This window comes from Intrasporangium flavum (assembly GCF_001956915.1).
Classification (GTDB): domain Bacteria; phylum Actinomycetota; class Actinomycetes; order Actinomycetales; family Dermatophilaceae; genus Monashia; species Monashia flava.
This window is the reverse complement of record NZ_MLJO01000010.1, coordinates 246,274-273,207: the sequence shown is the minus strand read 5'-3', so window position 1 is coordinate 273,207 and position 26,934 is coordinate 246,274. Positions and strand designations below refer to the sequence as shown.

The following is a 26,934-nucleotide window of genomic DNA, read 5'->3' as shown; positions in this document are numbered from 1 at the left end:
GACGCCGCACCGAGGGCCGGGCGTGGCAGTCGGCGAGGCGCACGACGTGGCCGCCGGGCTGAGGCACAGCCTCCGCCAGACGCGGCGCAGGAGGCACCCGACGCCGACCCGGAGTCGGTGGCCCGAGCCATCGTCCTTCGCCAGCTGAGCATGGCGCCGCGCAGCCGCGCCCAGCTCGCCCGCAAGCTGCGCGACCGAGGGTGCGAGGACGACGTCGCGGCGCGGGTGCTCGACCGGATGACCGAGGTGGGTCTCGTCGACGACGAGGCCTACGCGGAGATGCTCGTCCGCTCGAAGCAGTCGGGCAAGGGCCTGGCCCGCAAGGCTCTCGCGCACGAGCTGCGCAAGCAGGGCATCGACCAGGAGGTCGCCGAGGAGGCGCTGGAGCAGGTCGACGGCGACGACGAGCGAGCCAAGGCCGAGGAGCTCGTCGCCAAGAAGCTGCGCACCATGCACGGCCTGGCGCCCGACGTGCAGGCCCGCCGGCTGGCCGGGATGCTCGCCCGCAAGGGCTACTCGGGCGAGCTCGCCTGGCCGGTGGTCCGCGACGCCGTCAACCTCGCGCAGGAGCACCAGCGCGACTGACCTCGGGTGAGCGGCCGGGCCGTGCCCGCAAGGGTTTCCCTCCGGGCACGACGAAGGGCGAGGACCGTGCGGTCCTCGCCCTTCGTCGTCTGGTCGCGTCCGTCAGGCCGCGGCCACGTTCACGTTCAGGTGCAGGTTCAGGCCTGGGCGGGGACGACGGCGATGGCCGAGATGTCGAACTCGAGCTTGACCTTCTCGCTGACGAGGACGCCACCGGTCTCGAGGGCCGCGTTGAACGACAGGTTCCAGTCGGTGCGGTCGATGGTGACGCCACCCTCGAAGCCGACGCGGGTGTTGCCGAACGGGTCCTTGGCCGAGCCGGTCTCCTCGAAGGGGATCGTCACCGACTTGGTGACGCCGTTGATCGTCAGGTCGCCGGTGATGGCCCACTCGTCGCCGTCACGCTCGACCTCGGTCGAGACGAAGGTGACCTGCGGGTGGTTGGCGATGTCGAAGAAGTCGGGGGTCTTGAGGTGCCCGTCGCGCTGCTCGTTGCCGGTCGTGACGCTGGCGGCCTGGATCGTGACCGTCACCGAGGAGTTGGCCGGGTTGGCGGTGTCGACGTGGGCCGAGCCCTCGAACTCGTCGAACTGGCCGCGGACCTTGGTCACCATCGCGTGGCGGGCCGAGAAGCCGATGCGGGTGTGGCTCGGGTCGATCGTGTAGTCGCCGGCGATGTCGTCGACGGCGACGGAGGTGGCCTCGACCGGGGCGGCCTCGGTGGTGGCGGAAGAGCGGTTGAACAGTCCCATGATCAGTCCTTCGGAGTAGGTGGTTGAAGTTTCAACGAAGTGTGTCATCTATTTCGTTGAACTGTCAAGCAGTCGCTACAACCCGGACCGTGGTCCGGTTATTCCACCGTAGGGTCGATCGCTCGCGACGTCCTGTCGAGGTCTTGTCGACGGCGTGCCGGCGGAGGGGCGGAGGGTCGACTCGCGGACGCCGTACCCTAGACGCGGCCCGCGCGCCGTCCGCGCGCACGGCCGACGCGACGGAGAAGGACCATGCCGAAGACCTATGACGTGCGCACCCACGGGTGCCAGATGAACGTCCACGACAGCGAGCGCCTCGCAGGGCTGCTCGAGACCGCCGGGTACGTCGACCTCGCGAGCCTGCCCGTGGGGCAGCGCCCCGAGGTGGCCGACGTCGTCGTGTTCAACACGTGCGCGGTCCGCGAGAACGCCGACAACAAGCTCTACGGCAACCTCGGCCAGCTCCGTCCGGCCAAGCAGAAGAACCCCGACCTGCAGATCGCCGTCGGTGGTTGCATGGCCCAGAAGGACCGCGGCGCCATCGTCGCGCGCGCGCCCTGGGTGGACGTCGTGTTCGGCACCCACAACATCGGCTCCCTGCCGGCCCTGCTCGACCGCGCCGCGCACAACCGCAAGGCCCAGGTCGAGATCCTCGAGAGCCTCGAGGTGTTCCCCTCGACCCTGCCGACCCGCCGCGACTCTGCGTACAGCGGCTGGGTCTCGATCTCGGTCGGCTGCAACAACACGTGCACCTTCTGCATCGTGCCGAGCCTGCGCGGCAAGGAGCAGGACCGCCGGCCCGGCGAGATCCTCGCCGAGATCGAGGCGCTCGTGGCCCAGGGTGTCGTCGAGGTGACGCTCCTCGGCCAGAACGTCAACACCTACGGCGTCGAGTTCGGCGACCGCCTCGCCTTCGGCAAGCTGCTGCGCGCCTGCGGCGACATCGACGGACTCGAGCGGGTCCGGTTCACCAGCCCGCACCCGGCGGCCTTCACCGACGACGTCATCCTGGCCATGGCCGAGACGCCGAACGTCATGCCGAGCCTGCACATGCCGCTGCAGTCCGGCTCCGACGACGTGCTGCGGCGGATGCGCCGGTCCTACCGGAGCGGCAAGTTCCTCGGCATCCTCGACACGGTGCGCGAGCACATCCCCGACGCCGCGATCACCACCGACATCATCGTCGGCTTCCCCGGCGAGACCGAGGCCGACTTCCAGGGCACGCTCGACGTCGTACGGGCTGCCCGGTTCTCCAGCGCCTTCACCTTCCAGTACTCCATCCGTCCGGGCACCCCGGCCGCGACGATGGAGGACCAGGTGCCCAAGGAGGTCGTGCAGGAGCGCTTCGACCGGCTCATCGCCCTCCAGGAGGAGGTGTCGTGGTCGGAGAACCGGCGCCTCGAGGGCCGCGAGGTCGAGGTGCTCGTGGCACCGGCCGAGGGCCGCAAGGACGCCGAGACCAAGCGGCTGTCGGGCCGGGCCCGCGACAACCGCCTCGTGCACTTCGCCGTCCCCGACGGCGGCGAGACCCCGCGCCCCGGCGACATGGTGACCGTCGGCGTCACCTACGGCGCCCCGCACCACCTCGTCGCCGACTCTGGGGTCGAGGGCGGCACCTACCGCGTCCGGCGCACGGCCGGAGGCGACGCGTGGGCCGCGCTGCAGGAGGCACCAACCGGTTCGCGCAAGCCGTCCGTCAGCCTCGGCATGCCGAGCATCGGGCGCCCCGCCGACACGGCGCCGAGCGCACCGGCCTGCGCCGCCCCCTGACCCGCGGCCGGTTCGGGCGCAGGGCCCTCGTCGTGCTTGACTTGGGCCCATGACCGTGCGCCCGATCGTCATCAGCGGTGAGCCCGTGCTCCACCGCTCCGCCGCCCTCGTCACCGAGTTCGACGACGACCTGAGGACGCTCGTCGACGACATGCACGAGACGAACATCGCGGCCAACGGCGTGGGCCTCGCCGCCCCGCAGATCGGGGTCGGCCTGCGGGTCTTCGTCTGGAAGATGCAGAACGACGACGGCGTGCCCGAGTCGGGCCACGTCGTCAACCCGACCGTCACCACCTCGAAGGTGCCGCAAGGCCGCCCCGACCCGGACGAGGAGACCGAGGGCTGCCTGTCGGTGCCGGGCGAGTCGTTCCCGCTGCGCCGGGCCGAGCGGGCCCACGTCGTCGGGCTCGACGTCGACGGCAACCGGGTCGAGTTCGACGCCACCGGGTGGTTCGCCCGCTGCATGCAGCACGAGTACGACCACCTCAACGGCACGCTCTACGTCGACCGCCTCGACGAGCGCCAGTCGAAGAAGGCGAAGAAGGCCGTGCGCCGCAACGGCTGGGGTACGCCCGGCCACTCGTGGATGCCCGGGGTCGACGCCGACCCGTTCGGCCACGACGAGGTCGACGAGGACGAGACCGACGCCACGCACGCCGGCCACCACGGCGAGCACGACGAGCTCGCCGGGTGACCCACCCGGCCGCCTCCGCCGGTCCGGGAGGTGACGGTACGGCGACAGCAGCGATGCCCGTCGTCGCGGTCGTCGGACCCACGGCCACGGGCAAGTCCGACCTCGCCCTCGACCTCGCCGAGCGGCTCGGGGGAGAGGTCGTCAACGCCGACGCCATGCAGCTCTACCGCGGCATGGACATCGGCACCGCCAAGCTCGCGCCCGCCGAACGGCGCGGCATCCCGCACCACCAGCTCGATGTCCTCGACGTGACGGAGGAGGCGAGCGTCGCTGCCTACCAACAGGACTCGCGCGCCGACTTTGCGGCGATCCGCGACCGTGGCCATCGCCCGGTGCTCGTCGGCGGTTCCGGCCTCTACGTGCGGGCAGCCCTCGACCGCCTCGACATCCCGCCGACCGACCCCGAGGTCAGGGCCCGGCTCGAGGCCGAGGCCGAGCGCGACGGCGCCGACGCCCTGCACGCGCGGCTGCGCGCCGTCGACGCCGACGCCGCGGCCCGCATCCTCCCGGGCAACGTCCGCCGCGTCGTGCGGGCCCTCGAGGTGGTGGAGCTGACCGGACGGCCGTTCAGCGCGTCGATGCCGCAGCGTGAGCACCTCACGCCCGCAGTGGTTCTCGGGTTGCGCCTGGACCGCGCCGTCCTCGACGAGCGGATCGAGCGACGCGTCGACCGGATGTGGGAGCAGGGGCTGCGCGCGGAGACCGAACGGCTGCTCGCCGCGGGTCTGCGCGACGGAGTCACGGCGAGCCGGGCCATCGGCTACAGCCAGGCCATCGCCGTTCTCGACGGCGACCTGTCGGAGGAGCAGGCCCGTCTCGACACGGCGCAGGCGACGCGTCGGTACGCGCGTCGGCAGGAGTCCTGGTTCCGTCCCGACCCCCGGATCGTCTGGCTCGAGGCCGACGACCCCGACCTGCTCGACCTCGCCCTCGCCGCAGTGCGGGCGGTCGACGCCTGTGCCCCCGACGTATCGGAGAATGGCTGACATGACGCGCTTCACCAAGGGCCACGGCACCGAGAACGACTTCGTCCTCGTCCCCGACCTCGACGGCACCCTCGAGCTGACGCCGGCCCAGGTGCAGCGCATCACCGACCGCCACGCCGGCCTCGGCGCCGACGGTGTCATCCGTGTCGTGCGCACCCGCTTCGCCACCGACGACGCCGTGCGGGCCCAGGCCGAGGACGCCGAGTGGTTCATGGACTACCGCAACTCCGACGGGTCGCTCGCCGAGATGTGCGGCAACGGCACCCGGGTGTTCGCCGAGTACCTGCGGCGTGAGGGCCTCGCGTTCGGCCGGCAGCTGAGCATCGCGACCCGGGCCGGGACCAAGACGATCCGCGTCACCGACACCGGCTACGCCGTCGACCTCGGGCCGTGGCGCCTCGCCGACGAGGAGGGCGCCCGCCGCGACGGCTTCGACGTCATGGTGCGGCCCCGACACGGCAAGCCGGTGCCGGCCCTGTCGCTCGACCTCGGCAACCCGCACGCGGTCGTCATGCTCCCCGAGGGCATCGAGCTCGACCAGCTCGACCTCACCGCGACGCCCGAGGTGCACCCCGAGCAGCCGGACGGCGTCAACGTGGAGTTCGTCAAGGCCGTCGGCCCCGGCCACATCGCGATGCGCGTCCACGAGCGCGGCGTCGGCGAGACGCGCTCGTGCGGCACCGGCGCCGCCGCCGCGGCCCTCGCGACGCGCTTCTGGTCCGGCGTCGAGGACGACTCGCCGTGGACCGTCGACGTGCCGGGCGGTCGCCTCACGGTGACGCCGTTGCCGGGGCACCGCGTCGAGCTCGCCGGACCGGCAGCGCTCGTCGCCGACGGCGACTTCCCGCTCTGACCGAGGAGGCGGTACCCGGGCAGCCGGGAGTCAGGCGTCGGTAGGCGTCCGGCGCACCTCGAGCACCCGGAACGCCTTGGCCGACGACCGCCTCGTGCAGGTCAGCCCCCAGTCCCGGGCGTTGAGCCACTTCTGCAGCGAGTCCGAGCCGAGGTGCTTCTGCACGACGAGGTACGCGACGCCGTCGTCGGTGAGGCGGGGGAGCCAGCGCTCGAGCAGGGCGTGCAGCGCGGCCTTGCCGACGTGGATCGGCGGGTTGGACCAGATCGTGTCGAACCGGAGGCCGGCCGGGACCTCGTCGGGCTCGCAGAAGGTCACGTTGGTGACGCCGGCGGTCGAGGCGTTGCGGCGCGAGAGGTCGAGCGAGCGACGGTTGACGTCGACGCCCCACACCCGGGCGCCGGGGGAGCGAAGCGCCAAGGTGATCGAGATCGGGCCCCAGCCGCAGCCGATGTCGAGCAGTGCCCCCGTCGGGCTCGGGTCGGGGGCGCCCGAGAGCAGCACGGCCGTGCCGGGGTCGAGCCGCTCGGGGGAGTAGACGCCACGGGCGGTCGTCAGCCGGTACGGCGTGCCGTCCAGGGTGACCTCGACGGTCCGCAGCTCCTCCGGGGAGGCGGGCTCGGCGGTGAAGTAGTGGTCGGTCCGGTCGCTCATCCCGCTCACCGTATCGGCCACCGTCACGGGCGCGCCTGCGCCTCCACGAGGTCGGCCCACGGCGACACGAGCCGGGCCGGGAGGCTGACGCAGACGACGATCGCCCCGAGCCACACGAGTCCCTGCGCCGTCCAGCTGCCGGGGGCGCTGCTGGCGACCACGAGGTCGACGAGCGCGCCGAGGCCCGAGCCGATGAGCCCGAGGGTGAGCCGGCCGGGCCGGCGCCCGAGCAGACCGGGCAGGCCCGCGAGCCCGAAGGACAGGCCCATGATGCCGAACCACGCGCCCACGGCGACCGACGCCGTGCCGAACTCGGGGGTGAGGACCCGCGTGCCGTCGACGACGAACGCGACGGGGACCGGGCCCCAGTACTGCGCCGTCGCCGGCTCCCCGGCGAGCAGGCGCGCCAGCGCGGGCGGCCACGACGACGCGCCGCGGTGGTCGTCGACGAAGCGCACGTCCGCACCCGGGAGGCCGGGGTCGCTCGGGACGAAGCGCCACTGGCTACGGGTCGAACGGCCCTCGATGTGCCCGGGGACGGTGACGAGGCACCCGCTCGGCTCGGCGGACGGAGTGCGACCGTCCGCGCAGACGCCGGCCGCGGCGATGGTGGTGCCTCGGGTCCAGGCGACGGGTGCCCAGGCCAGGCTCGCGACCCCGAGGACGAGCAGGAGCGTGCAGCCGGCCACGACGAGCGGGCGCCGGCGCACGCCTCTCGAGCCGGGCCACCCCGCCGAGCCGGCGCGTCCGGTGCGTCCGGCACGTCCGGTACCTCCGACGAGGTGGTCGACGACGGGGCTCGGCAACGGGTCCGCACCCTCACGGCGTCGACGCTTCACGCGGGCCACCGTAGTGCCGGGAACGCCGCTGGAGCCCGCGAACCGCCCCGGCTGATGAGGGCGGCCGGGGCCGGGTACATGGCCGGTGCGCGCACGAAACGGCCCGGCGGGGGCACAAACGAGTGGCCCGTGGCGTTGCAGGGATGGGAACCTAGGGAGAACATGACGACGAACCACACGAACCAGCACGGTCGCGACACCGAACTCTTCGCGACCCGCGCCGAGGCCCTGGCCGCCGACCTCGACGAGCGCACCGAGGCGGACCTCCCGCTCTACGACGGCGACCAGCTCGACCGTGAGGAGCGCGCTGCCCTCCGCCGCGTCCAGGGCCTGTCCACCGAGCTCGAGGACGTCACCGAGGTCGAGTACCGGCAGCTGCGCCTCGAGCGCGTCGTGCTCGCCGGTGTCTGGACCGAGGGCACGAGCGAGGACGCCGAGAACTCCATCCGCGAGCTCGCCGCCCTCGCCGAGACCGCCGGCTCCACCGTGCTCGAGGGCGTGCTCCAGCGCCGCCAGCGGCCCGACCCGGCGACCTACCTCGGCAAGGGCAAGGCCCTCGAGCTGCGCGACATCGTCGTGGCCGAGGGCGCCGACACCGTCATCTGCGACGGCGAGCTGGCCCCCGGTCAGCGTCGCGCGCTCGAGGACGTCGTCAAGGTCAAGGTCATCGACCGCACCGCCCTGATCCTCGACATCTTCGCCCAGCACGCGAAGAGCCGTGAGGGCCGCGCTCAGGTCGAGCTGGCCCAGCTGCAGTACCTGCTGCCCCGCCTGCGTGGTTGGGGTGAGTCGATGTCCCGGCAGGCCGGTGGCCGGGTGGCCGGCGGTGAGGGCATCGGCTCCCGTGGCCCCGGTGAGACGAAGATCGAGCTCGACCGACGCCGCATCAACACCAAGATCGCCAAGCTGCGCCGCGACATCAAGGGCATGAAGACGAGCCGCGACACGCGCCGTCACTCCCGACGCGTCGGCGGCGTCCCGTCGGTGGCCATCGCCGGCTACACCAACGCCGGCAAGAGCTCGCTGCTCAACCGGCTCACGGGCGCCGGCGTGCTCGTCGAGAACCAGCTGTTCGCCACCCTCGACCCGACCGTGCGTCGCGCCGAGACCGAGGACGGCCGTCTCTACACGCTGGCCGACACCGTCGGCTTCGTGCGCAGCCTGCCGCACCAGCTCGTCGAGGCGTTCCGGTCCACGCTCGAGGAGGTGGCCGACGCCGACCTGCTGCTGCACGTCGTCGACGGCTCGCACCCCGACCCCGAGGGCCAGATCAGCGCCGTGCGCGGCGTGCTCGCCGACGTCGGCGGTGACCAGGTCAAGGAGGTCATCGTCGTCAACAAGGCCGACATCGCCGACCCGGAGGTGCTCGACCGGCTGATGCGCCACGAGAAGCACTGCATCACCGTGTCGGCCCGTACCGGCGCCGGTCTGGCCGAGCTGCGCGAGCTCATCGCCCACGAGCTGCCCCAGCCCGACATCGAGCTGGAGGTCCTCGTGCCCTACGACCGCGGCGACCTCGTCTCGCGGATCCACGAGCGGGCCGAGATCCTCGAGAGCGAGCACGTCGCCGAGGGCACCCGGGTCCGCGCCAAGGTGACGCCGGACCTCGAGGCCGAGCTGTCCGAGTACGTCGTCGTCGCCCGCTGAGCGAGACCGTCCGAGCCGCGAAGGGCGCCCCACCGGATGGTGAGGCGCCCTTCGCGTCGGAGTCATGCCCGAGGTACGGCCTCAGAACACCGACGCCGTGAAGTCCCCACCGGAGAACCTGAGCTCAGACCGGGTCGTGAAGGCACCCGTTCCGGTGCCGCGGTAGACCCAGAACCGGTTGGAGGCGTCGAGGGCGTAGAGGTCGGCGCGCCCGTCCCCGTTGACGTCGCCGCCGTCGATGATGCGGCGCATGTTCTGCCACCCGGTCCCGACCTTGACGCCGGCGGCGAAGGTGCCGTTGCCGCGTCCGGCGTAGAAGTACAGGTCGCCGTTGGGCCAGACCGCGTGCAGGTCGGAGCGCCCGTCACCGTCGGCGTCGCCGACGGACACCAGAGTGCGGGCGTTGCGGAAGCCCGTGGTCACCACGGTGCCCGCCCGGACGGTCCCTGCGCCCGTGCCGCGGTACAGCAGGAGGGCCCCGTCGCCGCCGCGTCGCGCCAGCAGGTCGCCGAACCCGTCGCCGTCGTAGTCGCCGCCGAGCACGAGCAGGTTCATGCCGTTCCAGCCCGTGCCGACCTTGAAGCGACGTCGGTACTCGACGTCGCCGGCGCTGTAGGTCCACAGCGTGCCGTATGAGTCGCGCGCCAGGACGTCCATCGACCCGTCGTTCGTCAGGTCGCCGCCGGTGGCGAGGGCGGTCATACCGCCCCAGCCGGTGCCGAACGTCTGTCCCCAGAAGTACGGCCCGGTGGCCGAGCGCTCGAGCCTCATCAGCTCGAGCGATCCGTTCGGCAGTCGGCGGAACAGGTCCCGCAGCCGGTCGCCGCCGGGGGTGCTGGTGTAGGGGCGGCCTGGTACCTGTGGTAGCGCCGCGTCGATGGTCGCTCCGGTGTACCCGGGGCCGGAGAGGCGCCACCGGTAACCGACGACGCTGCCGGCCTCGTTGCTCGTGATCCACTTGCCCTGGTTGGACGGCCAAGGCACGGCAGCGCCGTTCCGCGTCCACGACTCGGAGAACGTCAGACCGGTCGACTCGTCGGCCGGCGGATAGCTCGTGACGGACTCCAGGATCGGTTCGGGAGCCGCGCCGACGGCGACCCCGTCGCGGACCTTCAACCTGCCCGTGCCTGTGAGGCTGCCGACGACGGGCGTCGGGCCGGTGTCGCGGTGGACGTCCAGGCCGGTGCCCTCCTGCACGACGCGCACGCGATGCGTCAGCCGGTGTCCGCGGTCGGCGGCCACGAACGTGTGCGTCGAGGAGGCCGACGCCTCGATCGCCGTACCGTCGCGCAGCCAGGACTGGGCGACGGTGACCTTTCCGGCGTGGGCCGTGTACGTGCCGGAACGTGTGGGCCAGGTCGAGTCGAGGCTGACGGCCGTCGTCGAGGACCGCAGCAGGGAGTCGGTCGCGAACCGCGTCAGCGGTCCCGTCGGCTCGCTCTGCAGGGTCTGGGTGGAGCCGTCCGGAGCTGTTGCGACGACCGTGGCGGTCACCGACGAGCCGAAGTAGCGGATGCCCAGCGGTAGGCCGGGGCCGTCGAGGACGGTCGCGCCGTCGGCCGACCAGGTCGTCGCGTAGCTCACGTCGGCGGGCGCGCCCGGGGCCGGTGTCACCAACGCTCCGAGCGTCGAGTCCAGCGGCGGGTCGGACGGGAGCGTGACGGCGGCCATGAGAGCCGGTGCGTCCGCGGAGCGTGCGACGGGTGCCACGACGAGGGCGGTGACGGCTAGGCCGGACACGGCCAGGGAAACGGTGAGGAGGCGGGTGCGGCGCTGCATCAGAAGACCTTCGCGGGGACGGGGTAGCCGGGATTGGTGAGGCTGCGGGAGCTGAGTCCACCGCGGCCGTTGCCCGGGTAGAGCCAGAGGTTGCCCTTGGCGTCGCGGGCCAGCAGGTCGGCCTTGCCGTCGCGGTTCAGGTCGCGAGCCGCGAGCAGGCGGTTCATGCCGCCCCAGCCGGTGCCGACGCGGACGCCTGCTGCGAGCGTGCCGCCGGCTCTGCCGGCGTAGAACCATAGGCTGCCGTCAGGGAAGGTGGCGTGCACGTCTGCGACGCCGTCGCCGTTCGCGTCTCCGAGCGTGACGATCTGCACCGCGTTGCGCAGGGCGGTCGTGACGACCTTGGCGCTCGCGAGCCCCGCACCGAGTCGTCCGGCATAGAAGAGGAGCGCACCGTCGCTGCTGCGGCGGGCCATGACGTCGGCGACGCGATCCTTGGTGAAGTCCCCACCGGTGACGATCCGGTTCATGCCGTTCCAGCCGGTCCCCAGACGCCTGGCGGTGTTCCAGCTGCGGGAGAAGAGCAGCAGGTTGCCCGAGCGGTCGCGGCCGACCAGATCCTCACGACCGTCGTCGTCGAGGTCACCACCCAGCCCGAGCGCGGTCAGGCCCGACATGTCGAGGTCGTTGTATCCGGTGGCGGTCCCGGTGGTGTAGCGACCGGTGGAGAACGCGCGACCGATCCACAGCTGCTGCGGCTCGAACGGCGGCATGAAGTAGGTCAGGTCACGCACGGTGTCGCTGAGGTCGAAGGAGACCAGGACGGGGCTGCCGCTGATGGTCACCTTCCTGGACCACGAGGTCGCCGGCAGGTACCCGGGGATCCGGCAGACCGACCTGGCCTGCAGGACGGTGCCTCGTTCCATGGTGTGGATGGGGTGGTCCCACGTGGTGTCGCCGGGCAGGGCGGTGCCGTTGCGGTACCACTGGTAGTCGCAGTCGGAGGGGCCGTACTGCTGGTACGGCGGTTCCGGGTAGCCGCCGGTCACGCGAGGCTGCACGATGACGTCCTGCCCCGCGGTGGCGGTTCCCGACAGGTCGAGGGCGACCTGGAACCGGGCCAGGGGCGGGGTGGGCGAGGACGTGACGCTGCGGGTGACGCCGGTGGCCGGTTGGGTCAGGGCAACTCGCACGCTGAGGGTGTGTCCGTCGTCGGCGGCGACCCTGGTGTGGGCCCACGGCAGGCCCGGGTCCGCCGGCACCGGAACGCCGTCTCGCAGCCACGTGTAGCCCGCGGTGAAGCCGCCCGCGAACGCTGCCTCGATCGGTTGGAGGTGTGGTGCGTCGAGGGTGAAGCGACGGGCCTGCTCGTCGTAGGAGACGTCACCGACGGCGAACGCGGTCGGGGTCACGGTGGGCGAGGTGACGGTTTCGGTTGAGCCGTCGGGCGCCGTCGCGGTGACCTCTAGGGCGAGGTGGCCGCCGAAGTGGTCCCAGGGCACGACGTGGCTCGTCCTCGTGCCGTAGAGCGTGAACGAGTCGACCACGTGTCCGTCGACGGTCCACGTGTACGTGTACCGGAGGTTCGAGGGTGCACCGGCCGCCGGGACCACCGTGCCCGTGGCGGTCGCGTTGATGGCCGGCGTGCTCACTGACACCGAGGCGATGAGGTCGGCGTCGGCAGCGTTCGCGATGGTGGCGGCACCGGGCAGGGCCAGTCCGAGGACCAGGCCCCCCGCGCTGAGCCGACCCCAGCGGGCAGCCCTGGATGGGCGAGTGTTCACGTGTTCCCCTGTGTGAGATGCGAGCCGGGTTCGGTACCGGCAGGGGGACTGTAGTGGCCCGCACCGACGCGTGGCGTCGAAGGCGGGCAGACGTGCATGTTCCTGCAGTCGTGGCAACGCCCGTCGCGTGCTCCGGCGGCGTGCCACGCCGCGAACGCCGATGCCGTCGGTGAGGATGGTGGGCATGGCCCTCGAGATCCCGTGCCCGTACTGCGGTGCCCAGATGTACGCCGAGCAGGCGCACAACCGCTGCCCGAAGTGCCTCTACATCGAGCCGTGCTGCGACGGGGCGCCCCAGGCGGTCTGCGAGACCCGGGCGCCCGAGCGTCCGGCCGCGTCACGGTGACAGCGGAGGCCTCGCCCGCCTCGCCCGTCCCGGTGCCGACGCTGGTGCAGCCGCCGGTTCCGGAGCGCCCCGGCGACCCGTGGTTGGTGACGCGCCGGCTCGTCCTGCGCCGACCGGTGGAGGGCGACCTCGAGGACTACCTGCGCCTGCACGGCGACCCGCGCACCTACGCGCACGCGCCCCACACGATGCCGAGCCCGGAGCGGTGTCGTGTGCGGCTCGAGGGTGACCTCGACTCCTGGCAGGCCGACGGCGTCGGGTACGGCGCAGTCGTCGAGCGCTCCTCGGGGGAGGTCGTCGGCTGGGCAGGCCTGCGCATCAAGGACTCCGACGAGACCGAGCTCAACCTCTACTACCGGCTCGCCCACTCCAGGCTCGGCCGGGGCCTGGGCCGCGAGATGTCGCGTGGGGTCGTCGCGTGGGGACTCGAGCACCGCCCCGAGCGGGTGACCGCCATGGTCGACCGCGTCAACGGCGCGTCGGTCGCGACGGCCACCGCGGCCGGCCTCGTGCAGACCGCCACGCGCGTGAACCGCGACGACCCGCCGGGCTCCGAGCCGATGCTGTACTTCGAGGCCCCCGTCGTGGCGGCCGTCGACCCGGCCGACGTCGATGCCGGGCTCACGGATGCGGCCGTCGACCTCTGGGCCCGGGTCAACGACGCCGGTGGCTCGGTCGGCTTCCTGCCCGGGGCCCCGCGTGCCGCCGTCGCCGCCGCCCTCGACCGTCACCTCGCCGACGTCTTCGCCGGCGTCTCCGTGCTCTGCACGCTGCGCGACCCCGACGGCACCCTGCGCGGCCTCGGGTTCTGGGAGCACTCCCGCGGGTTCCCGTACGAGCACGTCGCGGGTCTCAAGCGGCTCATGGTCGACCCCGCGGCCCAGGGTCGCAACCTCGGGCGCCTCCTCCTCTGCGGCATGGTCGGCATCGCCCGGCGCTCGCTGCTCGCCGCCGAGCTGCTGAGGCTCGAGTACCGTGACGGGCTCGGCTTGGGCGACTTCTACGCCGCGGCGGGCTGGACCGAGGTGGGGCGGGTGCCGCGAGGGCTCAAGCTGTCCGACACCGACTACCGCGACGACGTGACGATGGTCCGACGACTGGACCCCGCTCCGCAGAGCTGACGACTGCGGGCTCGGCTCGTCGTCACATCAGACCGACGATGTCGCCGTCCTCGGTGAGGTCGATGCGTTCGGCGTTGGGCGAGCTCGGCAGCCCCGGCATGGTGCGCATGTCGCCGCAGATCGCGTAGACGTAGCCGGCGCCGACCGCGGCCCGCACCTCCCGCACCGGCATCCGCCAGCCGGTCGGCGCGCCGAGCAGGCTCGGGTCCGAGGACAGCGACAGGTGCGTCTTGGCGATGACGACGGGCAGCTCGCCGAAGCCGAGTCGCTCGTAGTCTCGCAGGGCCCGCGCGGCGGCGGGGGACAGGTCGATGCCGTCGGCGCCGTACACGTCGCGCGCCACCCGTTCGATCTTCTCGGCGAGCGGGAGCTCGAGCGGGTAGAGGACGCGGAAGTCGCTCGGCTCGGCCGCGGCCTCGAGGACGAGGCGGGCGAGGTCCTCCGCACCCGCACCGCCCTCGGCCACGTGACGCGTCACGGCGCAGCGCACCCCGAGCCCGTCGCAGAACCGGCGCACGACGTCGTGCTCGGAGTCGTGGTCGGTGGGGAAGGCGTTGACGGCGACGACCGGTGTCACCCCGAAGCGCCGGACGATCTCGACGTGGGCCCGGAGGTTGGCCAGGCCGGCCTCGACCGCCGACGGGTCCTCGTCGAGCAGGTCGTCGGGCAGCGGTCGTCCGGCCCGGATGCGCCACCGACCCGAGTGCGCCTTGAGGGCCCGCACCGTCGCGACGACGACGGCGGCGTCGGGCACCAGGCCGGCCACCCGGCACTTGACGTCGAAGAAGCGCTCGGCGCCCATGTCGGCACCGAACCCGGCTTCGGTCACGACGACGTCGGCGCCGCGCAGCGCGACCAGGTCGGCGACCACCGACGAGGTGCCCGTGGCGATGTTGCCGAACGGGCCGCAGTGCACGAGGGCGGGCCCACCCTCGAGGGTCTGGAGCAGGTTGGGCTGCACGGCGTCGCGCAGGATGACGGCCATGGCGCCGGCCGCGCCGAGGTCCTCGGCGGTGACGCCCTTGCCCTCGACGGTGTAGCCGACGACGATCCGCCCGAGGCGCTCGCGCAGGTCCGGGAGCGACGTCGCCAGGGTGAGCAGCACCATGACCTCGCTCGCGGCCGTGATGTCGAAGCCCGTCTCCCGCGGGACGCCGTCCTCGCGGGCGCCGAGGCCCACGACGACGTTGCGCAGGGCGCGGTCGTTGACGTCGAGCACCCGCCGCCACGTGATGCTGTGCGGGTCGATCCCCAGCGCATTGCCGTGGTGCAGGTGGTTGTCGACCATCGCGGCGAGGAGGTTGTGCGCGGCCGTGACGGCGTGGAAGTCGCCGGTCAGGTGCAGGTTGAGCCGGTCCATCGGGACGACCTGGCTGTACCCGCCGCCGGCGGCCCCGCCCTTGATCCCGAACGTCGGCCCCATCGAGGGCTGCCGGAGCGTGACGACGGCGCGGGTGCCGAGTCGCTGGAGGGCTTGGGCGAGGCCGACCGACGTCGTCGTCTTCCCCTCGCCGAGGGGCGTCGGGGTCATCGCCGTGACGACGACGTACGTCGCCCGACGCTCTGGCCCGGGGGTGTCGAGGACGGCGAGGTCGACCTTGGCGACGTCGCGGCCGTACGGCACGAGGTGGTCCTCGGCGATGCCGAGGTCGGCGGCCACCTCGGCCATCGGGCGCAGGGTCGCCGCGCGCGCGATGTCGAGGTCGGTGGGCTGGCTCGTGGTCATACCTCGATCAAACTCCGCCGTGACGCGTCCGGCGAGGATTTGGCGCCAACGTCACCACGTGCGCGGGGACCAGCCGGGGTCGCGCCCGAGGTAGCGCAGCAGGTCGGCGAGCGGGGATCGGCCGTCGGCGGGGTCGGGCAGCGCCGGCGCGTAGGCGAAACCGCGCAGCGGCTCGACGATCGCGAGGGTCACGGGGTGCAGCCGCTCCGCCAGGTGGTCGTCGACGGGGGAGGGCTGACCGGTGGCCACCGCGATGTCCCACGCGTGGATGGCGGCGTCGAGGGCGCACGCGCCGACGGCGACCGGCGCGGCCAGGGGCCCCTGCGGCAGGGGCACGGCGACCGCGTCGTCGTCCGGCGCCACGGCGGCGAAGGCGGCGGCGGACGCGTCGAGGGTGGGGGCCAGGAAGGCGCGGGGGTCGCCGTCGAGCACCCCGGAGGGCGCGAACGGGTCGAAGGACGGGAAGCCGCTGCCGGTGAGGACGCCGGCGTAGCCGAGCTGGTCGCCCGCCGCGTGCTGGAGGACCTGCGCCACCGTCCAGGCCTCGCACGGGGTGGGGGCGTCCCACGCGTCGGCCGGCACGGCGTCGACGACCCGGCGGAGGGCGTCGTGGGCGGCCGAGAGCAGCGGCCACTCGTGGGTCGCGGGGACGGGCGCGGGGCCGGGGGTGGGTTCGGACGGGTTCGTCATCGTCGCTCCTTGGTCGGAATGAGCCGTTCCGATAGGAACTTTAACGGAACCGATTGTTCCGATCAAGTGGTAGCGTCGGACCATGCCCACCCCCTCCGACCGGCCGCCCGCCGCTGCGCCTCCGCGCGGCCGCCAGGCCGAGGCCGCCCGCAACGACGCCGCGATCCTCGAGGCCGCGCGCACCGTCTTCCTCCGCGACCCCGCGGCGCCGATGGCCGCGGTGGCCCACGAGGCGGGCGTCGGCGTCGGTGGCCTCTACCGTCGCTACGCCGGCAAGGACGAGCTGCTCCAGACGATCTGCGGCGACGGCCTGCGGCACTTCGTCGCGCTCGCCGAGGAGGCCGTGGCGGATCTCGACGGCGGGGGAGATGCGTGGACGTCCTTCGAGGGCTTCGTCCGCGGCGTGGTCGAGTCCGACGTCCACGCCCTCACGGTGCGGCTCGCCGGCACGTTCCGCTCGACGCCCGAGCTGCGCACCCTCGCCACGCGCGTCGGTGAGCTCGTGGCCGCGCTCGTGGCGCGCGCGCAGCAGGCCGGCGCCCTACGCTCCGACGTCACCGACACCGACCTGCCCATGGTCTTCGAGCAGCTGACCGCGGTCCGCGTCGACGACCCCGCACGCACGGCGCAGCTGCGGCGTCGCTATCTCGCCCTCCACCTCGACGCGCTCCGGGCCCACGGCGGCTCGGCGACACTGCCGGACGGCCCGCCCACGGCCTCGGAGCTGCGCGAGCGCTGGGACCGCAGCCACTGACGGCCGGTTGGGGACGGGGGGGACCGCGCCGTCGGCGGTGCCCCATAGGGTGGGTCGGTGGCCCCTCGACCTGCGATCGACGACCTCCTCCACGCCGCGGTGTCCAAGGTCGGTGGTACCGAGCGTCCCGGCCAGCTGGCCATGGCGCGGGCCGTCACCGACGCCGTCGACAAGGGCGAGCACCTGCTCGTCCAGGCGGGCACCGGCACCGGCAAGTCGCTCGCCTACCTCGTGCCCGCCGTGGCCCACGCGTTCGACAGCGGCAAGCCCGCCGTCGTCGCCACCGCCACTCTCGCGCTGCAGGCCCAGATCGTCGACCGCGACATGCCCCGCGTGGCCGAGGCCCTCGCCCCGGTCCTCGGCCGGCGGCCGACGTACGCGCTCGTCAAGGGCCGCCGCAACTACGTCTGCCTCAACAAGCTCGAGGGCGGCTTCCCCGACGACGAGGACGGCCTGCTGTCGGTCTCGCAGGTCGACGCCAACGTCGGCCGGCTCGGCGCCGAGGTCGTGCGCCTGCGCGAGTGGGCCGGCCACACCGAGTCCGGCGACCGCGACGAGCTCGTCCCCGGCGTCTCCGAGCGGGCCTGGCGGCAGGTCTCGGTGTCGGCGCACGAGTGCCTCGGCGGCAAGTGCCCCTTCGTCGCCGAGTGCTTCGTCGAGCGCGCCCGCGAGGCCGCCAAGGACGTCGACGTCATCGTCACCAACCACTCGTTCATGGCCATCGACTCCTTCGAGGGTCGTCAGATGCTGCCCGAGCACGACGTCCTCGTCGTCGACGAGGCCCACGAGCTCGTCGACCGCGTCACCGCCACCGTCACCGACGAGCTCACCGGCGCGATGGTCGGCACGGCCGCGAAGCGGGCCGGCCGGATGTCCGACAACACCGACGCCCTCACCGAGGCCGGCGAGCTGCTCGCGGCCTCGCTCGAGCGCGTCGAGGAGGGTCGGATGCTCGGGGTGCCCGACGCCGTGGGCCTCGCGCTCGCCCGGGTCCGCGACGCCGCCCGCCAGGTGCAGAGCGACCTCAAGCCGCCACCCGGCACCGAGGTCGACGGTGCGCGCCAGGTGGCGCGGGCTGCCGTCGACGAGGTGCACGAGAACGCCGAGCGCATCCTCGAGGAGCGCGAGCTCGACGTCGTGTGGCTCTCCCACGACCCGCGTCGGGGCCCGGTGCTGCGGGTCGCGCCGATGAGCGTGGCGATGCTCGTGCGCGACAAGGTCTTCGAGGCGCGCACGGTCGTGCTCACCTCGGCCACGCTCGAGCTCGGCGGCACCTTCGACGCCGTCGCCGGCACCATCGGCCTGCGCGGCGACGGCGCCCCGGCCTGGCAGGGCCTCGACGTCGGCAGCCCGTTCGACTACCCGAAGCAGGCCATCGCCTACGTCGCCACGCACCTGCCGGCGCCCGGGCGCGACGGCACGAGCGACGCCGCCCTCGACGAGATCGAGGAGCTGATCCGCGCCGCGGGCGGGCGCACGCTCGGCCTGTTCTCCTCCACGCGCGCCGCCCAGAACGCCGCCGAGGTGATGCGGGCCCGTCTCGGCGACGACTTCCCGGTGCTGTGCCAGGGCGAGGACCAGATCACGACCCTGGTGCGGCAGTTCGCCCGCAGCCCGCGCACGTGCCTCTTCGGCACCCTGACGCTGTGGCAGGGCGTCGACGTGCCGGGTTCGTCGTGCCAGCTCGTCATCATCGACCGCATCCCCTTCCCGCGGCCCGACGACCCGCTCGCCTCGGCACGCTCGCAGGCGATCGCGCGGATGGGTGGCAACGGCTTCATGGCGGTCTCGGCCACCCACGCCGCGCTGCGGCTCTCGCAGGGGGCCGGGCGCCTGGTGCGCCGCTCCGACGACCGCGGCGTCGTCGCGTTCCTCGACTCGCGGATGATGACGGCCCGCTACGCCGGGTTCCTCCAGCGCTCGCTGCCGCCCTTCTACCCGACGACCGACAAGCAGATGGTCCTCGCCGCCCTCGGTCGCCTCGACCAGACCGCGCCCGAGCCGCTGCCGGTCGAGGAGCCGGCGCTGCGCTCGCTCAACGGCGCCCGCTCCGAGGACGACGGCACCGAGCACCCGCGTCCGGTCGCGCCCCCGCCGCCCACGGCCCCGGCGCCCGCCACGCGCAGCGCCGTCACGTCCGGGCACGCCTGGACCGACGAGCAGGACGCGGAGCTCCGCGACGCCGCCGAGTCCGGGATGCTCCTGGACGAGCTCGTCGAGCACTTCGAGCTGCCGGGGGAGACCATCGAGGCCCGCGCCCGGCAGCTCGGCCTCACCCTCGCGACCGGCCAGCTCTTCGACTGACCGACCGCCCGACCCGCCGCGAGGCGGGGCTCACTGCTTGGCCGCGCCCGGCACGGTCGGCAGCTGCAGCAGGTTCTGGGTGCCCTGCGGCACGACGATGAGCGAGTCGCCGTGCTCCCTGAGCATGTCGATGTACTTGCTCATGAGGACCTGCTCGTTGAGGCGGTTCTGGCACTTGTCGGACGACACCGGCACGACCTTGACGGCCGTCACCTCCTTGCCGTTGATGACCTCCTTGACCTGGGTCGAGGTGGCCCCGCAGCGGATGATCTGGTCGGCGTCGGACGTGGCCTGCGCCTCGGTCTTGGTGATCTCGGCCTTGGCGAGGGCGGTCTGCAGGTCGGCCTTGGCGGCCTCGGCGTTGGCGAGCGAGCTCTGCACCTTGTCGTAGTTGGCCTGGACGTTCTGGTCGAGGGTGATGGCACGCGGGTCGACCTGCTCGACGGTGACGCCGACCTCGCCGAGGCGCTTCTCGAGACCCTCGGTGATGCGCAGCGCGAGCTCGGCGCGGGACTGGCGGACCGTCGCGGCCGTGAAGGTCGTCGGGGCGTCGCGCGTCACCGACGAGACGCCGGGGAGCACGGCGCGGCTGATGAACGACTCCTGGTCGGGGTACTGGCGGATGATCTCCGGCAGCTTGCCCGGGTTGAGCGAGTAGCGGATCGTCACGTCGTAGGCGACGGTCGCGTTGTCGCTCGTCACCGTCGAGACCCGCCCGCCGTCCTCGTCGAAGGAGATCGTCTGGTTGCGGATGTCGAAGCGGATGAGGTCCTGCCACGGCGCCTTGAGGTGGATGCCGGTGGCGTTGATCGCCTGGTCGCCGACCGTGCCGAAGGTCTTGGTCACGGCCGCCTCGCCGGCGTCGAGGCGGTAGACCGAGGAGCCGCCGAGCACGACCGCGGCGACGACGAAGGGCAGGGCGGCCCAGCGCGACAGCTTCTTCGGGTGGTCCTAGAGGCGGAGCAGGACGAGCCCGACGGCGATGAGGAGGACCGCGAGGACGAGAGCGAACATGACCTTCACTTCCGGTGGGTGCGAGGGGCCGCTGTCGGGCCCGCATGGCACCCTTGACGCCATGAGCGACACCGGCGTTCCGCCCCTCGTGCTCGTCAGCGGTCCCGAGGAGGTGCTCGTCGAGCGGGCGGTGGCCTCCTTCGTCGCCGCGGCGCGCTCGGTCGACGCCGAGGTCGTGCGTCTCGACGCCGCCTCCTACGAGGGTGGGCAGCTGCGCGTGCACGCCAGCCCGTCGCTGTTCGGCGGGGCCACGTGCATCATCGTCCGCGACGTCCACGAGGCACCCGACGAGCTGCAGCTCGACCTGCTCGACCTGCTCGCCGCACCCGAGCCCGAGGTCAGCCTCGTCGTGGCGCACGGGGGAGGCCCGCGCGGCAAGAAGGTCCTCGACACGATGAAGAAGGCCGGGGCCCGGGTCGTCGAGTGCCCGGCGATCAAGTCCGACCGCGACAAGTCCGACTTCGTCACCAAGGAGTTCGCGGCCGCCCGGCGCCGCATCACCGGTGAGGGGGTGCGGGCCCTCGTCGAGGCCGTCGGCAAGGACGTCCGCGAGCTCGCCGCGGCCTGCGCCCAGCTCGTCTCCGACACCGAGGGCACCGTCGACGACGCCGTCGTCGACACCTACTACGGCGGCAAGGTCGAGGCCACCGGCTTCCGCGTCGCCGACGCCACGGTGTCCGGGCACGCGGGGGAGGCCCTGCGGCTGCTGCGGCACGCCATCGCCAGCGGCGTCGACCCCGTGCCGATCGTCGCCGTCATCGCCTCCCAGCTGCGCCAGCTCGTCAAGGTCGGCGCGGCCGGCCGTGGCAGCTCGGCCCAGCTGGCCAAGAGCCTCGGCATGGCGCCGTGGCAGGTCGACAAGGCCCGCCGGGCCGTCAACCACTGGAGCGCCGACGGGCTCGCCGTGGCCATCCAGGCCGTCGCCGCCGCCGACTTCGAGGTCAAGGGCGGCGGTCGCGACCCCGTCTACGCCGTCGAGCGCGCCATCCTGACGATCGCCGGCGCGCGCGGCGGGCGCTGAGCGCCTCACGGGACGCGCGGCGTCCACCTGCGCTGACCTGCGGTTTCGGGGCGTCGTCGCCGGTTTGGAGGGGTCGTCCGCCGCTGGTACCGTTGACCCTTGCGTGCGCGCTCAGGTCGTGCGCGCATGCAGGCTCCACCCAGAGCCGTTCACGCAGGGTGCCCCACGCCCGGTCCCGAACGGCTTTGCCGCCCTCTAACGGCAGAATCCGACCGAACGAAAGAACATCACGTGGCAAACATCAAGTCGCAGCTCAAGCGGATCAAGACGAACGAGAAGCGCACCGAGCGCAACAAGGCCGTCAAGTCCGAGCTTCGCACGTGGGTCCGCAAGTTCCGCGAGGCTGCTGCCTCCGGTGACAAGGACGCCGCCGACGCCGCCCTCAAGGCTGCCAGCCGCAAGCTGGACAAGGCCGTGAGCAAGGGCGTCATCCACCAGAACCAGGCCGCCAACCGCAAGTCGGCCATGGCGAAGAAGGCCGCGTCGCTCTGACGCTCCGCAGCCTTGCCTGAACGGGCCCGTCACCTCGGTGACGGGCCCGTTCCGCGTCCGGCATCGTCCCCGTCGCGGCCCAGCGGCCCAGCGGCCCAGCGGCCCGACGCGGCGGCGACGGTCGAGCGGGTCAGCGCAGGTGGGTCCGGGCGGCGGCGACGACCTCGTCGTAGCGGTCGCGCGCGAGCACGGCGCCCTCGCGCCGCACGGCGTCGGGGTCGACGCGGATGAGCCGGTTGACGCGCACCTCGCTCGGGCGGCCCTGGCGGTCCCAGGCCCCGGTGCCGATGTCGACCCACTCGCGCCCGGCACGGCGCTCCTGCCGCTCGTCCCGGTCGTGGTCCTTGCTCGTCAGCTGCAGCCCGACGAGCCAGCGGCCGTCCCGACCGATGAGCAGCACCGGGCGGTCCTTGCCCTGGCCGTGGTCCTCCTCGAACGGCACCCACGTCCACACGATCTCGCCCGGGTCCGGACGGCCGTCCGGCCGCGGCGCGTACGTCGTGTCGGGCAGCCGGGTGGCATCACCGGGATAGGGCGCCGGTGCGCCGGACGTCGAGGGCACCGTCGCGCTTCGCCCGGACCGGGGCCCCGGCGCCGTCGCTCCGGGCGCGGAGTCGCGCGACGGGCCCCGCAGCAGGTCGAGGAGACGGCGCAGGACGCCGCCGGAGGAGGTGGACATGGGAATCACCGTAGCCACGCCGCCGTTACCGTGTGGGCCAGAGCCCGGGTCGACGGCGATCCGCACCCGCCCCACGCACCAGCCGACCGCATCCACACCCCGGAGTCGTCCTTGAGCCCCGCCCGCCGCCGCACCGCCCTCGCGATCCTCGCCCTGTCCGTGGGCGGGTTCGCCATCGGCACCACCGAGTTCGTGACGATGGGCCTGCTCCCGCAGATCGCCGAGGGCACCGGCGTCGACATCGCCACCGCGGGGCACTACGTGTCGGCGTACGCGCTCGGCGTCGTCGTCGGGGCGCCGCTCATCGCGGTCGTCGCCGCGAAGGTCCCGCGCAAGGGCCTGCTCATGGGCCTCATGGGGTTCTTCGCCGTGGCCCACCTGGCGGTGCTGTTCGCCGACACCTACCCGACGGTCATGGCCGCCCGGTTCCTCGCCGGCATGCCGCACGGCGCGTTCTTCGGCATCGGCTCGGTTGTCGCCGCCTCGCTCGTGTCGCACCAGCGGCGCACCGCCGCGGTCGCGACGATCCTCGGCGGCCTCGGCGTCGCCAACATCGTCGGGGTCCCGCTCGCGACGGTGCTCGGCCAGCGGCTCTCGTGGCACGCCCCGTACGTCGCGGTCGGCGTCATCGCGGCGCTCACGGTGCTGGCCGTCGCGCTCTTCCTGCCGCACCAGCCCCCGAGTGGTGAGGAGTCGATGCGCCGCGAGATGAGGGCCCTGACCCGCCTGCAGGTGTGGCTCGCCCTCCTCGTCGGCGTCGTCGGCTTCGGCGGCATGTTCGCGATGTACTCCTTCATCACCCCGACGATGACCTCGCTGGCGGGCCTCGACGAGCGGTACATCCCGTGGGTCCTGGCCGCCTACGGCACCGGCATGGTCATCGGCATGGCGCTGGCGGGCCGGGTCGGGCGCCGGTTCGGCGTCCTGCGCGGGATCGTCGTGGCGCTCTCACTCATCGCCGTGCTGCTCGCGGTGTTCGGCCAGGCCGTGCACGTGCTGTGGCTCGGCGTGACGATGGTGTTCGTCCTCGGGCTGCTGCCCTCGATCCTCGTGCCGCTGCTGCAGACGCGGCTCATGGACGTCGCGCACGAGGGCCAGTCGCTGGCCGCCGCGCTCAACCACTCGACCCTCAACACCGCCAACGCCCTCGGGGCGTGGCTCGGTTCGGTCGTGCTGGCGGCCGGCTTCGGCTACGGCGCGCCCAGCCTCGTCGGCGCCGGTCTGGCCGTCCTCGGTGTCGGCGTCGCCGTCACGTCGGTGGTGCTCGAGCGACGCGCGGCCGGCAGCACCGCCGTCCGGTCGGCCGACGCCCCCGAGCCGGCCGCCGCGCCGACGCACTGACCGCGGTGACGCCCCGACCGCAGTGACGCGCTGACGGCCTGACGCGCTGACGTCACTCGAGCCAGTCGGTGACGAAGTGGTCGTTCGCGTGGATGTGGACCGCCTCGTAGCCACCCGGCCCCGTGCGGAACCGGTGCGGCGTGTCCGCCGGCACGACGAGCACCTGGCCCGCGCGCCCGACCACCTCGCGGGCGTCGGCACCGGCGCCGACGCTGAAGGTCGCCGAGCCCCGGCGGATGACGAACGTCTCCGCGTACGGGTGCTGGTGCAGGCGCGGGCCCACGCCCTCCTGCGTCGTCGACTCGAGGATGAGGCTGACGCCGGCGCCGCCCGGGAGCCGCTCGTAGTTCTCGGTCCACTCCTCGCCGTCGTCGCGGCCGTCGGAGCGGGTGACCAGGGTGTCGAGGGTGTCCACGGGTGTGCCTCCGTCCCGGGCGGCCCGGTGCCGCCCCTCACGTGCACGTCGACCGGGTCCGACGCGTCTCGACATCCTCCCGCGAACCGGGCGCCACAGGGCGGACGGCGAGGTGCCGAGACGCACCCGAGGTGCCAGAGCCGGGGTGTGCACGGGAGAGGCCCCGGACGTGGGAGACTGGGACGATGCCGGCCGCGGCCGCGGACACCCTCCGGGGCACCTCGTCCGCCGCGCCGGCCGTGCACGACCGTCCACCCGCCGCCCACACCGCGAGGTTCGCCCCACCGTGTCGCCCATGGCCCGCTCCGCGTTGGCCCCCAACGCAACGCCGCCGGACCTGATCCGCAACTTCTGCATCATCGCGCACATCGACCACGGCAAGTCGACCCTCGCCGACCGGATGCTGCAGCTGACCGGGGTCGTCGACGCCCGCGCCATGCGCGCGCAGTACCTCGACCGCATGGACATCGAGCGCGAGCGCGGCATCACGATCAAGAGCCAGGCCGTGCGCATGCCGTGGGAGGTCGACGGCACGACGTACGCCCTCAACATGATCGACACCCCGGGCCACGTCGACTTCACCTACGAGGTGTCGCGCTCGCTCGCCGCCTGCGAGGGCGCCGTGCTGCTCGTCGACGCCGCCCAGGGCATCGAGGCCCAGACCCTCGCGAACCTCTACCTCGCGATGGAGAACGACCTCACGATCATCCCGGTGCTCAACAAGATCGACCTGCCGGCCGCCCAGCCGGAGAAGTACGCCGAGGAGCTGGCCAAGCTCATCGGCGGCGAGCCCGAGGACTGCCTCAAGGTGTCGGGCAAGACCGGCGAGGGCGTCGAGCCGCTGCTCGACCAGATCGTCGCGCAGCTGCCGGCCCCGCAGGGCGACGCGAACGCCCCGGCCCGCGCCATGATCTTCGACTCCGTCTACGACACCTACCGCGGCGTCGTCACCTACGTCCGCGTCGTCGACGGCAACCTCAACCCGCGCGAGCGCATCGTCATGATGTCGACGAAGGCCACGCACGAGCTGCTCGAGATCGGCGTCATCAGCCCCGAGCCGGTGCCCTCCAAGGGGCTCGGCGTCGGTGAGGTCGGCTACCTCATCACGGGCGTCAAGGACGTGCGCCAGTCGCGCGTCGGCGACACCGTCACCAACGCGAGCAAGCCGGCCAGCAAGGACCTCGGTGGCTACCGCGACCCCAAGCCGATGGTCTTCTCGGGCCTCTATCCCATCGACGGGTCCGACTACCCGGACCTGCGCGAGGCCCTCGACAAGCTCAAGCTCAACGACGCGGCGCTCGTCTACGAGCCGGAGACCTCGGCCGCGCTCGGCTTCGGTTTCCGCGTCGGCTTCCTCGGCCTGCTCCACCTCGAGATCGTGCGTGAGCGCCTCGAGCGCGAGTTCGGCCTCGACCTCATCTCGACGCAGCCCAACGTCGTCTACGACGTGACGATGGACGACGGCAAGCAGATCCACGTCACCAACCCGAGCGAGTTCCCCGAGGGCAAGATCTCCGAGGTGAGCGAGCCGGTCGTGCGCGCCACGGTGCTGGCCCCGAGCGAGTTCGTCGGCGCCATCATGGAGCTGTGCCAGCAGAAGCGCGGCAACCTGCGCGGCATGGACTACCTGTCCGAGGACCGCGTCGAGATGCGCTACACCCTGCCCCTCGCCGAGATCGTCTTCGACTTCTTCGACCAGCTGAAGTCCCGCACGCGTGGCTACGCCTCGCTCGACTACGAGCCCGACGGCGACCAGGTGGCCGATCTCGTCAAGGTGCAGATCCTGCTCCAGGGCGAGTCGGTCGACGCGTTCAGCGCGATCGTGCACAAGGACAAGGCGTACGCGTACGGCGTCATGATGGCGAGCAAGCTCAAGGACCTCATCCCGCGCCAGCAGTTCGAGGTGCCGATCCAGGCCGCCATCGGCTCGCGCATCATCGCCCGCGAGAACATCCGCGCGATCCGCAAGGACGTGCTCGCCAAGTGCTACGGCGGCGACATCAGCCGCAAGCGCAAGCTGCTCGAGAAGCAGAAGGAGGGCAAGAAGCGCATGAAGATGGTCGGCCGGGTCGAGGTGCCGCAGGAGGCCTTCGTGGCCGCCCTCTCCAGCGACGGCGACAAGGGCGAGAAGAAGAAGTGACGGGGTGCCCCGCCGTGAGGTGGGGCGTCATCCCGCTCATCTCGCCCGGCTGGTTACCGGCGGGTAGCATCGCGGCATGACCGACGTGTACGCCCTGTACCGACGCCTCGAGCGTCGCCCCCTCGGCCGCTGGGTCTTCGCCCGCGCCTTCACGACGGCCGCCCCGTACTTCCGCACCGTGCGCCCGCGCGTCGTGGCCGTGGAGCCGAACCGTGCCGTCGTCGTGGTGCCCAAGCGGCGACGCGTGCACAACCACATCCGCACCGTCCACGCCATCGCGGCGTGCAACGGTCTCGAGGCCGCGATGGGCCTGCTCGCCGAGGCCAGCATCCCGGCGACGCACCGGTGGATCCCGAAGGGGATGGAGGTGCGCTACGTCGCGAAGTCGACGACCGACCTGACGTGCACGGCGCAGACCGACCCCGAGGCGTGGCAGGACGGCCGCACCGACGTGCCGGTGCGCGTCACCGCGACGCGGACCGACGGCACGGTGACGGTCGAGGGTGTCATCCACCTGCACGTGACGCTCCGCTGAGCCCTGCGTCCTCCGGTTCGACGCCTCACCCGGTCATCCCCGACCGTCGAACGCGTCGAACACGTCGAACCGG

Annotated in this window: 25 protein-coding genes; 15 read left to right on the top strand and 10 right to left on the bottom strand. The window is 72.8% G+C overall.

Annotated elements, in window-relative coordinates; genetic code table 11:
- The first annotated feature begins 117 nt into the window (after positions 1-117).
- Positions 118-585, top strand: a complete 468-nt coding sequence (locus BIV28_RS19985) for a regulatory protein RecX (RefSeq protein ID WP_076261053.1) — start codon at positions 118-120, stop codon at positions 583-585.
- Positions 586-722: 137 nt separating this feature from the next.
- Here BIV28_RS19985 and BIV28_RS08845 read toward each other — a convergent pair whose 3' ends face one another.
- Positions 723-1,337 carry a YceI family protein gene (locus BIV28_RS08845; RefSeq protein ID WP_076261051.1) on the bottom strand — a complete coding sequence of 205 codons (615 nt, stop codon included), beginning with the start codon at positions 1,335-1,337 and terminating at the stop codon, positions 723-725.
- Between the two features lie 252 nt (positions 1,338-1,589).
- Here BIV28_RS08845 and miaB point away from each other — a divergent pair, with 252 nt between their 5' ends.
- The 4 genes from miaB to dapF are packed head-to-tail and all read left to right on the top strand — an operon-like array spanning position 1,590 to position 5,640.
- Complete coding sequence (gene miaB / locus BIV28_RS08840; protein WP_076261050.1) at positions 1,590-3,107, top strand: tRNA (N6-isopentenyl adenosine(37)-C2)-methylthiotransferase MiaB; 1,518 nt, start codon at positions 1,590-1,592, stop codon at positions 3,105-3,107.
- 49 nt (positions 3,108-3,156) lie between these two features.
- Entirely contained in the window at positions 3,157-3,801 is a 645-nt protein-coding gene (gene def, locus BIV28_RS08835; protein ID WP_076261048.1) for a peptide deformylase, read from the top strand.
- 53 nt (positions 3,802-3,854) lie between these two features.
- The gene (gene miaA / locus BIV28_RS08830; RefSeq protein ID WP_076261047.1) at positions 3,855-4,787 is read left to right on the top strand and encodes a tRNA (adenosine(37)-N6)-dimethylallyltransferase MiaA; all 933 of its coding nucleotides are present in this window, start codon (positions 3,855-3,857) and stop codon (positions 4,785-4,787) included.
- 1 nt (position 4,788) lies between these two features.
- Entirely contained in the window at positions 4,789-5,640 is an 852-nt protein-coding gene (gene dapF, locus BIV28_RS08825; protein WP_076261045.1) for a diaminopimelate epimerase, read from the top strand.
- Positions 5,641-5,670: 30 nt separating this feature from the next.
- On the opposite strand, the gene BIV28_RS08820 is transcribed toward dapF, so the two are convergent.
- Both BIV28_RS08820 and BIV28_RS08815 read right to left on the bottom strand, forming a co-directional pair.
- Positions 5,671-6,294, bottom strand: coding sequence for a class I SAM-dependent methyltransferase (locus BIV28_RS08820; RefSeq protein WP_076261044.1), 624 nt, complete (start codon positions 6,292-6,294; stop codon positions 5,671-5,673).
- 23 nt (positions 6,295-6,317) lie between these two features.
- A complete protein-coding gene (locus BIV28_RS08815; RefSeq protein WP_076261042.1) occupies positions 6,318-7,133 on the bottom strand; it encodes a hypothetical protein in 816 nt (271 codons plus the stop codon).
- Between the two features lie 162 nt (positions 7,134-7,295).
- Between BIV28_RS08815 and hflX the strand changes: the two genes are divergently transcribed.
- Positions 7,296-8,780 (top strand): GTPase HflX, encoded by a 1,485-nt coding sequence (hflX, locus tag BIV28_RS08810; RefSeq protein ID WP_076261040.1) that lies wholly within the window; start codon positions 7,296-7,298, stop codon positions 8,778-8,780.
- An 81-nt stretch (positions 8,781-8,861) separates the two neighbouring features.
- Here hflX and BIV28_RS08805 read toward each other — a convergent pair whose 3' ends face one another.
- A complete protein-coding gene (locus BIV28_RS08805; RefSeq protein WP_076261039.1) occupies positions 8,862-10,559 on the bottom strand; it encodes an FG-GAP repeat domain-containing protein in 1,698 nt (565 codons plus the stop codon).
- Complete coding sequence (locus BIV28_RS19980; protein ID WP_076261037.1) at positions 10,559-12,283, bottom strand: FG-GAP repeat domain-containing protein; 1,725 nt, start codon at positions 12,281-12,283, stop codon at positions 10,559-10,561. The genes BIV28_RS08805 and BIV28_RS19980 overlap by 1 nt, the downstream gene beginning before the upstream one ends.
- 184 nt (positions 12,284-12,467) lie before the next feature.
- On the opposite strand from BIV28_RS19980, the gene BIV28_RS20240 reads away from it, so the two are divergent.
- Together BIV28_RS20240 and BIV28_RS08795 are read left to right on the top strand one after the other, a co-directional pair.
- Positions 12,468-12,629, top strand: coding sequence for a hypothetical protein (locus BIV28_RS20240; protein WP_242652853.1), 162 nt, complete (start codon positions 12,468-12,470; stop codon positions 12,627-12,629).
- 86 nt (positions 12,630-12,715) lie between these two features.
- Positions 12,716-13,750 carry a GNAT family N-acetyltransferase gene (locus BIV28_RS08795; RefSeq protein WP_242652852.1) on the top strand — a complete coding sequence of 345 codons (1,035 nt, stop codon included), beginning with the start codon at positions 12,716-12,718 and terminating at the stop codon, positions 13,748-13,750.
- 22 nt (positions 13,751-13,772) lie between these two features.
- Here the strand turns inward: BIV28_RS08795 and BIV28_RS08790 are convergent, their stop codons facing one another.
- Together BIV28_RS08790 and BIV28_RS08785 are read right to left on the bottom strand one after the other, a co-directional pair.
- On the bottom strand, positions 13,773-15,476 hold the full coding sequence (locus BIV28_RS08790; RefSeq protein WP_076261035.1) for a formate--tetrahydrofolate ligase: 1,704 nt from the start codon (positions 15,474-15,476) through the stop codon (positions 13,773-13,775).
- Positions 15,477-15,527: 51 nt separating this feature from the next.
- Complete coding sequence (locus BIV28_RS08785; protein WP_076261033.1) at positions 15,528-16,166, bottom strand: TIGR03086 family metal-binding protein; 639 nt, start codon at positions 16,164-16,166, stop codon at positions 15,528-15,530.
- 82 nt (positions 16,167-16,248) lie between these two features.
- On the opposite strand from BIV28_RS08785, the gene BIV28_RS08780 reads away from it, so the two are divergent.
- Together BIV28_RS08780 and BIV28_RS08775 are read left to right on the top strand one after the other, a co-directional pair.
- A complete protein-coding gene (locus tag BIV28_RS08780; RefSeq protein ID WP_076261032.1) occupies positions 16,249-16,920 on the top strand; it encodes a TetR/AcrR family transcriptional regulator in 672 nt (223 codons plus the stop codon).
- Positions 16,921-16,977: 57 nt separating this feature from the next.
- Positions 16,978-19,224 carry an ATP-dependent DNA helicase gene (locus tag BIV28_RS08775; RefSeq protein WP_076261030.1) on the top strand — a complete coding sequence of 749 codons (2,247 nt, stop codon included), beginning with the start codon at positions 16,978-16,980 and terminating at the stop codon, positions 19,222-19,224.
- A gap of 30 nt (positions 19,225-19,254) precedes the next feature.
- Here the strand turns inward: BIV28_RS08775 and BIV28_RS08770 are convergent, their stop codons facing one another.
- Positions 19,255-20,118: a prohibitin family protein gene (locus BIV28_RS08770; RefSeq protein ID WP_076261028.1), complete on the bottom strand. Its 864-nt coding sequence runs from the start codon at positions 20,116-20,118 to the stop codon at positions 19,255-19,257.
- Positions 20,119-20,299: 181 nt separating this feature from the next.
- Here BIV28_RS08770 and holA point away from each other — a divergent pair, with 181 nt between their 5' ends.
- A complete protein-coding gene (gene holA / locus BIV28_RS08765; protein WP_076261027.1) occupies positions 20,300-21,259 on the top strand; it encodes a DNA polymerase III subunit delta in 960 nt (319 codons plus the stop codon).
- Positions 21,260-21,490: 231 nt separating this feature from the next.
- On the top strand, positions 21,491-21,751 hold the full coding sequence (gene rpsT / locus BIV28_RS08760; protein ID WP_076261025.1) for a 30S ribosomal protein S20: 261 nt from the start codon (positions 21,491-21,493) through the stop codon (positions 21,749-21,751).
- 130 nt (positions 21,752-21,881) lie between these two features.
- Here the strand turns inward: rpsT and BIV28_RS08755 are convergent, their stop codons facing one another.
- Positions 21,882-22,430 (bottom strand): type II toxin-antitoxin system PemK/MazF family toxin, encoded by a 549-nt coding sequence (locus BIV28_RS08755; protein WP_076261023.1) that lies wholly within the window; start codon positions 22,428-22,430, stop codon positions 21,882-21,884.
- A 111-nt stretch (positions 22,431-22,541) separates the two neighbouring features.
- Here BIV28_RS08755 and BIV28_RS08750 point away from each other — a divergent pair, with 111 nt between their 5' ends.
- Positions 22,542-23,771, top strand: a complete 1,230-nt coding sequence (locus BIV28_RS08750; protein WP_076261022.1) for an MFS transporter — start codon at positions 22,542-22,544, stop codon at positions 23,769-23,771.
- Positions 23,772-23,823: 52 nt separating this feature from the next.
- On the opposite strand, the gene BIV28_RS19705 is transcribed toward BIV28_RS08750, so the two are convergent.
- Positions 23,824-24,186 (bottom strand): cupin domain-containing protein, encoded by a 363-nt coding sequence (locus tag BIV28_RS19705; RefSeq protein ID WP_242652850.1) that lies wholly within the window; start codon positions 24,184-24,186, stop codon positions 23,824-23,826.
- Between the two features lie 295 nt (positions 24,187-24,481).
- Here BIV28_RS19705 and lepA point away from each other — a divergent pair, with 295 nt between their 5' ends.
- Positions 24,482-26,326 carry a translation elongation factor 4 gene (gene lepA / locus BIV28_RS08740; protein ID WP_076261020.1) on the top strand — a complete coding sequence of 615 codons (1,845 nt, stop codon included), beginning with the start codon at positions 24,482-24,484 and terminating at the stop codon, positions 26,324-26,326.
- A gap of 76 nt (positions 26,327-26,402) precedes the next feature.
- Positions 26,403-26,861, top strand: a complete 459-nt coding sequence (locus tag BIV28_RS08735; RefSeq protein WP_076261019.1) for a hotdog fold domain-containing protein — start codon at positions 26,403-26,405, stop codon at positions 26,859-26,861.
- The last annotated feature ends 73 nt before the right edge of the window (positions 26,862-26,934 follow it).

Excerpts from the sequence above, each read along its gene's own strand:
- BIV28_RS08845 (WP_076261051.1), bottom strand. The coding sequence starts at position 1,337 with ATGGGACTGTTCAACCGCTCTTCCGCCACCACCGAGGCCGCCCCGGTC.
- miaB (WP_076261050.1), top strand. The coding sequence starts at position 1,590 with ATGCCGAAGACCTATGACGTGCGCACCCACGGGTGCCAGATGAACGTC.
- def (WP_076261048.1), top strand. The coding sequence starts at position 3,157 with ATGACCGTGCGCCCGATCGTCATCAGCGGTGAGCCCGTGCTCCACCGC.
- miaA (WP_076261047.1), top strand. The coding sequence starts at position 3,855 with ATGCCCGTCGTCGCGGTCGTCGGACCCACGGCCACGGGCAAGTCCGAC.
- dapF (WP_076261045.1), top strand. The coding sequence starts at position 4,789 with ATGACGCGCTTCACCAAGGGCCACGGCACCGAGAACGACTTCGTCCTC.
- BIV28_RS08820 (WP_076261044.1), bottom strand. The coding sequence starts at position 6,294 with ATGAGCGACCGGACCGACCACTACTTCACCGCCGAGCCCGCCTCCCCG.
- hflX (WP_076261040.1), top strand. The coding sequence starts at position 7,296 with ATGACGACGAACCACACGAACCAGCACGGTCGCGACACCGAACTCTTC.
- BIV28_RS08805 (WP_076261039.1), bottom strand. The coding sequence starts at position 10,559 with ATGCAGCGCCGCACCCGCCTCCTCACCGTTTCCCTGGCCGTGTCCGGC.
- BIV28_RS20240 (WP_242652853.1), top strand. The coding sequence starts at position 12,468 with ATGGCCCTCGAGATCCCGTGCCCGTACTGCGGTGCCCAGATGTACGCC.
- BIV28_RS08790 (WP_076261035.1), bottom strand. The coding sequence starts at position 15,476 with ATGACCACGAGCCAGCCCACCGACCTCGACATCGCGCGCGCGGCGACC.
- BIV28_RS08785 (WP_076261033.1), bottom strand. The coding sequence starts at position 16,166 with ATGACGAACCCGTCCGAACCCACCCCCGGCCCCGCGCCCGTCCCCGCG.
- BIV28_RS08780 (WP_076261032.1), top strand. The coding sequence starts at position 16,249 with ATGCCCACCCCCTCCGACCGGCCGCCCGCCGCTGCGCCTCCGCGCGGC.
- holA (WP_076261027.1), top strand. The coding sequence starts at position 20,300 with ATGAGCGACACCGGCGTTCCGCCCCTCGTGCTCGTCAGCGGTCCCGAG.
- BIV28_RS08755 (WP_076261023.1), bottom strand. The coding sequence starts at position 22,430 with ATGTCCACCTCCTCCGGCGGCGTCCTGCGCCGTCTCCTCGACCTGCTG.
- lepA (WP_076261020.1), top strand. The coding sequence starts at position 24,482 with ATGGCCCGCTCCGCGTTGGCCCCCAACGCAACGCCGCCGGACCTGATC.
- BIV28_RS08735 (WP_076261019.1), top strand. The coding sequence starts at position 26,403 with ATGACCGACGTGTACGCCCTGTACCGACGCCTCGAGCGTCGCCCCCTC.